General features: G+C 55.5%; 8 protein-coding genes. 1 reads left to right on the top strand and 7 read right to left on the bottom strand.

Annotated elements, in window-relative coordinates; genetic code table 11:
- Positions 1–749: 749 nt before the first annotated feature.
- Positions 750–1,535, bottom strand: a complete 786-nt coding sequence (locus H5U02_12130; GenBank protein MBC7343164.1) for a thiazole biosynthesis protein — start codon at positions 1,533–1,535, stop codon at positions 750–752.
- Between the two features lie 514 nt (positions 1,536–2,049).
- On the opposite strand from H5U02_12130, the gene H5U02_12125 reads away from it, so the two are divergent.
- The gene (locus tag H5U02_12125; protein ID MBC7343163.1) at positions 2,050–2,493 is read left to right on the top strand and encodes a hypothetical protein; all 444 of its coding nucleotides are present in this window, start codon (positions 2,050–2,052) and stop codon (positions 2,491–2,493) included.
- A 147-nt stretch (positions 2,494–2,640) separates the two neighbouring features.
- Here the strand turns inward: H5U02_12125 and H5U02_12120 are convergent, their stop codons facing one another.
- The 6 genes from H5U02_12120 to H5U02_12095 all read right to left on the bottom strand — a co-directional run.
- The gene (locus H5U02_12120) at positions 2,641–3,789 is read right to left on the bottom strand and encodes a trypsin-like peptidase domain-containing protein (protein MBC7343162.1); all 1,149 of its coding nucleotides are present in this window, start codon (positions 3,787–3,789) and stop codon (positions 2,641–2,643) included.
- 192 nt (positions 3,790–3,981) lie between these two features.
- Positions 3,982–5,142 (bottom strand): ABC transporter permease, encoded by a 1,161-nt coding sequence (locus H5U02_12115; GenBank protein MBC7343161.1) that lies wholly within the window; start codon positions 5,140–5,142, stop codon positions 3,982–3,984.
- 83 nt (positions 5,143–5,225) lie between these two features.
- A complete protein-coding gene (locus H5U02_12110) occupies positions 5,226–5,918 on the bottom strand; it encodes an ABC transporter ATP-binding protein (GenBank protein ID MBC7343160.1) in 693 nt (230 codons plus the stop codon).
- A 16-nt stretch (positions 5,919–5,934) separates the two neighbouring features.
- Positions 5,935–7,197 (bottom strand): efflux RND transporter periplasmic adaptor subunit, encoded by a 1,263-nt coding sequence (locus H5U02_12105; GenBank protein ID MBC7343159.1) that lies wholly within the window; start codon positions 7,195–7,197, stop codon positions 5,935–5,937.
- 391 nt (positions 7,198–7,588) lie between these two features.
- A complete protein-coding gene (locus H5U02_12100) occupies positions 7,589–8,131 on the bottom strand; it encodes an HD domain-containing protein (protein MBC7343158.1) in 543 nt (180 codons plus the stop codon).
- 62 nt (positions 8,132–8,193) lie between these two features.
- Positions 8,194–9,435: citrate lyase subunit alpha (locus tag H5U02_12095; protein MBC7343157.1), on the bottom strand; the 1,242-nt coding region annotated here is incomplete at its 5' end.

The following is a 9,435-nucleotide window of genomic DNA, read 5'->3' as shown; positions in this document are numbered from 1 at the left end:
CCCCCCCCCCCGATCGGATAAGTAATAGATTGTCTTTAACGTTCAGAACGAGTATCTGCGTGGAAAACCGCATGGCAACCGAGCAACCCCAACCAACCCTCTCCGCAGGGTATGGAAACACCTGCGGGAAACGCCGGAAAGAGGTTTCTCTCCCCCACCTTCTTCTCTATACGAACTGCCCGTGGCTTATACCAGCCATTAATGGTACTACAGTAACATCTTTCGGATAAAGAGCGCCGGCAGTTTAGGGGCAAATAGACGGTGGTTTAACACTAGTTCGGGATTCTAATAAGAGATAGCTGCGCATCGAGTAGGAAAGAGCGACTAGAGACGGCAGATAATCATCAGCTGGCCAGGAATGCAAGCTAGCTTGCGTTGACAGTCTCCTATAGCTTGCGGCAGGTTCAGCTTGCAGGGTTCTGCCGCAGGCCATATCCTTGGTCAACTACAAGCTAACTTATCCTGCCTCACAAGCCTAGCCTCTTCTTGCCCAGTCTGGAAGGGTTTATGCAAAAAACCGCGCCACCCTACCTGTACATCACCTCCATAGCGACTCCGGTATCGTGCTACTGGGCTGGTGCGCGCCTTACCCTTGGGGTGGCGGCACTCGCACAGTGTGCCCCCACCCCAATCATGGTCTTTAAACTAAACAGGGGCAAGCCTGCACCTGCGAGCAGGCTCAGTAACATTGGGGGAGAGCAAGCCCTAGCAGTGGTCTTGTTCTTTTAGGGAAGAACAGGAATAAACACCTAGCTACCGCATCCAAAACAAGCAAGGATCAACTGGGCCACCTTTTGCCCCGAAAGCAGCATTCCCCCGAAAATTGGGCCCATGCGGTGATCTCCGAACACAGCGTTGGCAGCCATCCCGGCCACATAAAGGCCGGGGTATACTTCGCGGGTGTTCTTAAGAATGGCGGGCTCCCCCACCTCGGCCCAAAGGCTTCGCTCCCCCTCGATGCGGCCGCTGGGAGTCAAGAGCGGGGCCCGAAGCTTGTCCTGTACCATATGTACTACCCGGCATTCATGTCCGGTAGCATCGATCACAAAATCTGACCGGACTCCTAGCGGATCAACGTGAAGCTTAGCCAACTGTACCGCGCTCCAGGTCAGCACCAGACCCGCCACCCGCTCGCCTCGTACCAAAACATCCTCCGCTGCCACCAAGTTGAATATTTTCGCTCCAGCTTTAACCGCTTGGGAGGCCAAGGTAGTAGTAGCCTCTATTGAATCAGCCGTGTAATACCCCTCTGTGAAAGGCCGAGACCGAATGCCCAGCTCATCTAGGATAGCTTTGGCCGGCTTCTGCACTACAATCTGGTTAAACATCATGCCGCCACCCCACATACCACCGCCGACGCTCAGCCGGCTCTCAAAGACCGCAACCTTCCGGCCGACTCGAGCCAAATAATAGGCAGCAGCAAGGCCAGATGGCCCGGCCCCTACGATGGCGACATCGCTTTCCAGGTAGTTGAGCAATTCTTCTGTGTAGCGCTGGATAATAGCTCGGGAAATTACTATGTCGTCAAGTTGCATGAGAATTTCCTCCCTGTAGCTTAACCAATATTACCAGTACCGCCTGGCCTTTTCTGGAAGCCTTCTAACTAACCCGCACCCTTATCCGCACGGGCAAGATGATAACATACATGACAGCGCCCCATCAACACGCCGCGATCACAGGTTAATGGCCGATGTTACCTATACAACCTGGCCGTAAAGGCTTGCTGGGCATCAGGAGCAATAAATCCAGTAGGGCAAATACGCCGGCAAGCTCTGCACCGACCGCAAGTAGTTGCCTCGCTGTCTCCTGGAACCAGCCCTACTTGCAGGTTTTTCCCCTTCCCCAAAAAAGTAAGGCGGTTCTTGCCAACTTTCCTGCAAATCCTAATGCAGAGCCCGCACAGGATACACCCCGCGGCGAGAGAGCTGGCCTGACCTTCGGCAGTAACTGCTGGGCTAGTAAGTCCCAGGCTCGACTCTCCATCTCCTGCCCCTTCTTGGACCAGGGCAAGCAACAATTCCTCTACTTCTGCCTGGGTTCTGATGATGTATTCAAAGGCTGCGCTTTCCCTTGCAAGTGGTGCGTGCCGTCAGAGAAGCCGTGGGACCGGATTTCCCTATCTTCTATCGCTTGGGAGCCGATGATCGGATGCCTGGAGGTACTACCCCCGAGGACAGTCGTCAGGCCGCATCCCTACTAGTGAACGCCGGCGCCGATGCGATCGATCTTTCTGGTGGCCTCTGCGGCTACCTGACGTACGGCCCTGAGGGCTTCTTCCTGTACCTGGCCGAGGCCATAAAACCAGTGGTTAAGGTCCCGGTAATGGTGACTGGGGACATCAAGAGAGCAGCGTTTGCCGACCGCATAATTCGCCAGGGTCTGGCCAACCTGGTGGGCATCGGTCGAGCCCTCCTCAAAGACCCAGAGTGGGCACAAAAGGCCTGGGAGGAACTAAACCAGGCTAGCAATGGAGAGCCGGAGTTACCCCGCTGACGGGATAACCATACAGGCACCGGTAGGGCACTAGTTTATGTCACGTCAGTTGAAAATCCTGACCGTGGCCTTATCATCTTAGACCCCAGCAGCCAGTCCATCTCAGCTATAAACACTGCTTTAGGAAAGGCAAGATGCACAGACAAATCAATCTAGCGGCATTTCCCCCAAGGTCACATTGAGTTCCAAGCGCTTGTTATCCCGCACTACCGTTACTTTGATGGTATCGCCAACTTTGAGCTGGCGAAGTGCATTGCGCAGGTCAGCGGCGGTCCGGATCGGCTGCTGGCCGATCTGCACAATGACATCCCCCTCCTTCATGCCCGCTTTCATGGCGGGCCCGCCTGGAAAGACGCCGCCCACGTAAATTCCTTGGGGGTACCCAGACCACTTAGAAGCCTGTTCGCTGATCTCCTGGTAATTGTAAATTCCTAGGAAGGGACGAATTACCCGTCCATTTTGCAGCAGCTGCTGGACGATCGGTCGAGCATCATTGATGGGAATGGCAAACCCCATCCCTTCAACCCCTTGAACAGCAATCTTGGCGCTATTGATGCCGATAACTTGGCCTTGGGCATCAACCAAAGCCCCGCCGCTGTTGCCGGGATTGATGGCCGCGTCGGTCTGCAATACCCGCAAAGTAACTTCCCGGTTATTGCTGGTCTGAACTGTAATTTCGCGGTTGAGGGCGCTTACGACCCCCATAGTAACGCTGCGCGCAAATTGGTCACCCAAAGGATTACCTATGGCTACCACCAGATCGCCTACTTTGATCTTGTCGGAATCGCCAAACTGAACCTGAGGCAACTTTAAGGCTGCCACATCCGGGGCCTGGATTTGAACCACGGCCAGATCGCTGTCGGCATCGGCGCCTACTATTTTGCCCTCATACTCGTGATTTTGATCCACCCGTATGGACAGGCGGGTGGCCCCGGCCACCACGTGGTTGTTGGTGACTATATAGCCGTTGGCGGCGTCAAAGATGACGCCGCTGCCAGAAGCCACATCCTGATTGCCAAAAAAGTCCCGGCCCTGGTAACTGGTTATGCCCACCACCGCCGGACCCACCCTCTCGGCAATGGCCCTAACTCCTGAAGTTTCTACGCTGGCAGTGGGGAGCGGGTTGAGGGGGATTCCCTGCGGAGCAGGACTGGTCGTCCCTCCGCGCACGGAAGGGGCCAGGGCCAGGATTGCCACTCCGCCCACCATACCGCTAATTACGGCTACAACTACTGTTAGGATCCACAGCCAATTTCGCCGTCGGCTATAATTCGGCTCGGGAGCAATTTGTGCCATGACCAAGACCTCCATTCTTAATTGGAACTGCTTTCAAAACATTTCCCATGCTGGGGCTGCTGGCACTGGTTCCCAGGGCGTCGCCAGCCATCGGTATGGCTCTCCCTCGCCCTCTGGCGCCCAGCACTCAATTCTCCAGCCCAGACCTGGCAGCAAAGCCCATGCGCCAGGTATTGTAATGATTTGAACTGCTCATTCGTGGCGCAGAGCGTCGATGGGGTTAAGCCTCGAGGCACGGTACGCCGGGTATACGCCAAAGATGATGCCTACCAACAACGAAAAACCACTAGCCAGCAAAACGAAAGCCGGGCTGACAACCGGTCGGACGCTTATGGTACCCCCGATCAGAGAGCTAGCACCCCAGCCCAAGATTATGCCTATGACACCGCCTGATAGGCTGATGAGTCCGGCCTCAGTGAGAAATTGGAAAAGAACATCTCGGGAAGTAGCTCCCAAGGCTTTGCGGAGGCCGATTTCTCTGGTACGCTCGGTGACGGCCACCACCATGATGTTCATGATGCCTATACCACCTACCACCAGCGAGATAGCAGCTATGCTGCCGAGAAAGAGCGTCAAAGTGCTTACTACTTGATTCATCGTGTTCAGAATCGCCTGCTGGGTTGCCAAGGTGAAGTCATTTGCCTCTCCGACCCGCAAGTGGTGTGAGGCCCGAAGTGCCTGTTCCACCTTGGCTTGTACCAGGTTGACATCAACGCTGGCCGCAGCAGAAGCATAGATGCTGGACAGAAATTCCTGACCGGTAAGCGCTCTAGCTAGGGTAGTGATTGGGATTATTAGCTGGTCGTCAAAGCTCATGAAACCGGCGCCAGTAGATGGGGCAAGAACGCCTATGACTTTGAAGGGTAGGCCATCCACGTAGATGGTTTGACCTAGAGGGTTGGATCCGCCAAAGAGGCTATCCACTATCCCCTGTCCGATTACGGCTACTTTACTTGCCCGCTCCAGTTCGAGGGCAGTGAAAAACCGGCCCTCAACCAGAGACAAGTCCCGCACCTGGACCAAGCTTGGAGTACTTCCCACCACCTGGGCTTGATAGTTGTTCCTTTGCCAGACCAGACGAGACCGAGTTGTGGATTGGGGTGCTACGGCTACAAGCTCGGGTACAACAGCAGTTAGGTAGTCGCAGTCATCCATAGTGAGGCTCCGGCCCGAACCCGATCCAAAGCTTAAGTTGCCTTGGCGCATTTCCCCAGGGGTTATCATTAGCAGATTGCTGCCCAATCCTTGGATGCTGGAAGCAACTGATCGAGAGGCGCCTTCCCCTAATGAGGTAAGGGTGATCACCGCGGCCACCCCAATGATAACCCCTAACATGGTTAGCAGCGTCCGCAACGGATTGTTCCCAAGGCTCTTCCAAGCTGAATTCAAGTTTTGCCAGAGCCGGACCAATTCTCTCCCCTCTTCCTATGCTTTTTTCAGCAGATTGCCGATTGCTCTGACGAGGTGTCGGCCACTAAGCGACCATCGCGAAAATATAGCTGTCGGCGCGCCCATGATGCTACTTCTGGGTTATGGGTTACCAATACAATGGTGCAGCCCATGTCCCGGTTGAGATGAGAAAAAAGCTGCATGATGTCCTGGCTGGATTTGCTGTCCAAGTTGCCGGTGGGCTCATCAGCTAGAATCATTTTGGCTCCGGTTACCAGAGCCCGAGCAATGGCTACGCGCTGCTGTTGCCCGCCGGAAATCTGATTGGGCCTTCGGAAAGCCTCTTTTTCTAGCCCTACCAAGCGCAAGGCTTCCCAGGCCCTGGCTCGGTGTTCTTTCGGCTTGAAACTTCCGTACTTGAGGGGAAGCTCCACGTTTTCCAGCACGCTCATGCGAGGCAAAAGGTTGAAACTCTGAAACACAAAGCCGATGGCCTGGTTTCGCAGGCGGGCCAAGCTATTCTCCGATAACCTAGAAGCGTCGCTTCCTTGCCAGAAAATCTGGCCTTGGCTGGGCCGGTCCAGGAATCCAAGCAGGTGTAAGGTAGTAGATTTACCAGACCCCGAGGGACCCATGATGGCCACGAATTCCCCCTGGTCTATGCGAAAAGAGAGGTCTTGAACTGCATTCACGGGGCTGGCGCCGTGGGCATACGTCTTCCATACGTGTTCGAACACCACCAAGTTGGAGCCGGACTCACATACCTCCACCAGTATCCCCTCTTCCCTGACGCCCAAGTTGCTGGCGGTTGGGGCTGCCGGTCCAGAATCTGAACAGTCCAGGACCAGGCTGGTTATTTGAGGCGGCAGTGGTACTGCTCACCGTCCCCAGCACGGCCACTACGTCCCCTTCCTTAAGGCCACTTGTCACTTCCACCTTCTGGTCTCCATAAAGGCCCACCTTCACAGGAACGAACCGGTATGAACCGCGAGCCGTCCGAGACTCCTCGCCAGTAGCTGTTCGCATCCATACCCCAACTTGGTTCCCCTGGCTAGCAATGGCTTCAACTGGCAGGGTCAAGACGTTGTCGCGACGGCCAGTCTCAATAGTCACTGAACATGAAAGCCCGGGCAAGAGTTTACCTTTGCTGTCATCAACCTTGATGGCCACCGGGTAGGTAACCACGCCGCCCTGATTGGAAGCCAAGAGGGAAATGGTCTGGACTTTTCCAGTAAAGGTTTCGCCAGGCAAGGCCGGTACCTGGATAGAAGCTTTTTGGCCTGCTTTTATTTTAGAAATATCCATCTCATTGATCTGAGCCTGGACTAAGAACCCGTCTTTCCGCATATCGCCAATCACTGCAATCATTCCAGAGCTGCTGCCGCCTGACCCAGCTGACGGTGACCCGCCGGTCACGGCTCCTTCCGCTCCTTGCGTTGCTGAGGTCTGGCCGAACTGTGCGGTCTGGAGGACAGTTCCGGCTATGGGCGCCTCAACCGAGCACTGCTTTATCTGTTCCTCTATGACATCTACCTCAGCCTGGGCCTTCTTGACATTATTCTGCAGTTGGACCAGGTTAGACGCCTCAGGTCCCTGGTTATGGGATCCAGCTGCACCGCCAGCAGATGAGATTTGGGCCTGTCTTAAGCTAGCCTCCGCTGCCTCTAGCTCTGCTTTAGCTTGGTCCAGTTGGAGCTCCAAGTCAGAACTATCGAGCTTGGCAATGGTTTGCCCGGCCTTGACCTGATCACCTGGCTTCACCAGTATCTCCAAAACTTTTCTAGAGGCCGAAACCGTCACTTGGTGGTCAAGCAGGACGTTGCCGCTGGCGGACACGGTTTCTACAACCGTTCCTCTTTCCGCCGTAACCAGCCTGACGTTACCCGATGCTTGAGGCCGAGGTGACTGGGACCTGACCATCCATAGAGTAACGCCGGCAACTGCGACTGCTACGACAAGCAACACCCATAGCCACCGTTTCTTCCACCCAGGGACCGAAGCAGGAATATCAGGCTGCAATTTCTTGTCCCCCCATGAGCTAGATCTTGTGCAGATAGATGCATAGTCAACCTTAGTGGGTATTGTACTATACTTGCTTGCGTTTTTCTGTGAACTTTTTATGAACTTGTCCTCCCTGGCAACGGCAGGTATTATGCGCCATCTTCTAGGGAGCGGCCCATAAACATCCAGCGCCAGCTATTGACCCCCAAGGGTGTGATTAGCATCCCCAAGGAGGCCCGACCCTGGCCCTTTAAAGGTGAGATCCCGCGCCCCCAACCTGACAAAGGCTGCAAAGGGCCTGCCGCAGAACTGGTATCATATAAGCAAGCGGCCGGTCAGGGATCGGCTGCGGCACTTCCCGTACCGGCCGCAAGCAGCTGAAGGTAGAGGCAGATTTATTTATGTCCGGCTAGGAGAAGATTGGCTGAAACCCGGCACTGAAGTAACGAAAATCGGCATCCAGAAGATCTGCGTGCCGCAGAAGTACCCCCTCAAGAAACCGAGGTGCCATCTTCGACTGGGGAGTGTGGGTCAAAAGCAGGTGCACGAGCCGCAACGGCAGGCCCTGCTCCCAAGCCAGAAAGCCACTCATGACTCCGTGGGTTATGAGTTCCCCAACTTGGGATTTTCCTGGCTCACCGTCGGCCGGCTCTGACTCCAGCACCTTGCACACGTCGTGAAGGATGGCAGCAGCTACCAGGATGTCAGTGTCTATTTCTGCTTTTCTGTCCTCATTCACCCTATCCACGTAGCCTACAACAGTCTGGGTCACAGCCCGCGTATGCTCCACAAGCGAAGGCTTTTCACCTATTTTAGGACTGAACGGAACCTGAGCCAGGTCACCCCACTTCGACATTTCCCAGGCCCGTACCCATGCGCGAGCCGCTCCTTCCCGCAGACTGTGATCGCCGATAAGGTTCAGCTCCGGCAGCAGCTCGAAAACCCTATTCATTCTTTCCACCGCTATCACCTCGAAAAATTTTAGTGCCCGATCACGGCAGCGCGCCTGCCAGGCTAGTTGTCCTGCTCAATCTGGCAGATCTTATCAGTGATATTACCGTAAGGATCCTCGACAATGGCCACGATTCTGTCAGTAAACCTGATGGGGTCAAGCTTTCCGCTGATCTCTTCTGCTCTTTTCTTGAGATCATGGATGTCGACCACAGGCAGCCCGGCATGAACCAGGTCCTCTTTGATTTCCGGCCTCGCCGGATTCACTGCAATGCCGTGGTCCGTTACCAGAACATCTACGTGTTCTCCAGGAGTACAAACAGTAGTAACGCGCTCCTGGACAACCGGCACCCGGCCTCGTACCAGGGGAGCAATTACTATCGTGAGCTGCGCTCCCTGCGCTACATCAGGGTGCCCGCCCATGCCGTGCCGGATCACCCCATCGGTCTCCGTTATTACGTTAACATTGAAGTGTACATCGACCTCAAGGGCGCTCAGGAATGCCAGGTCGAGGAATGCCACAAGCGGGGCAGACCGGTGCATGCTCGCATACTGGGCTGCTGATATCTCCACGTGATTCTCATTCTTGACCAAAGAGCTCACCGCGCCGGCATCAAAGGTTTGGACATCGTGGATCACATCGAACAGATCCTGCTCCAACAGCCCCACCAGATAGCTGGTCACCCCGCCCAGCGCAAAACTTCCTTTTACGCCTTTCTCCTTCATGATGCTGCCGACAAATCCCGCCGCGGCAAGCGTGGCGCCTCCTGACCCGCACTGCATCGACATGCCGTCCCTGAGAACCCCGCAAGCCTTTGCAACTTCGGCGGCCAGCCTTGCCATTTCCAGCCTGACCGGGTCGCGGGTTCCCGAAAGGCTTCCGGTCGCGATTCCTGACGGCTCGCCTATGCTGTCGACCGTGACTATCCAGTCCACCTTCTCACCCGGTATACTTACTCGCTTTAAGGGAGATGAGCTCAAGCAGTCCGTAACTCCGATAACTTTTTCTGCCGCTAGCGCATCGACCTTTGCATACCCCAGGGACCCAAAGGCCGACCCTCCGCCCAGGCCGGAAAGATTTCCGTAGCGGTCAGCGGAAGCAGCCGCAATAAAGGAAACGTCCACCTTCAGGGATTTTTCTTCCAGCGCCCTGGCTCTGCCTCCATGGCTCCTGAATACCACCGGTTGCGGAAGGAGGCCCGAGGAGACCGCCTCCCCTATCGGGCCATTGCACCCGCCGGTCAATCCGCTGACGGTGCCCTGCCGGATATGCTCTATGATAGGCCTGTGCACCGGGAAAAACGC

This window comes from Clostridia bacterium, assembly GCA_014360065.1.
Taxonomy (GTDB): Bacteria; Bacillota; DSM-521; order Neomoorellales; family JACIYF01; genus JACIYF01.
Note: the sequence above shows the minus strand (reverse complement) of the source record. Positions and strands in the feature narration are given on the sequence as shown.

Coding starts and splice junctions, on each gene's coding strand:
- H5U02_12130 (MBC7343164.1), bottom strand. CDS start 1,535: ATGCAACTTGACGACATAGTAATTTCCCGAGCTATTATCCAGCGCTAC.
- H5U02_12120 (MBC7343162.1), bottom strand. CDS start 3,789: ATGGCACAAATTGCTCCCGAGCCGAATTATAGCCGACGGCGAAATTGG.
- H5U02_12100 (MBC7343158.1), bottom strand. CDS start 8,131: ATGAATAGGGTTTTCGAGCTGCTGCCGGAGCTGAACCTTATCGGCGAT.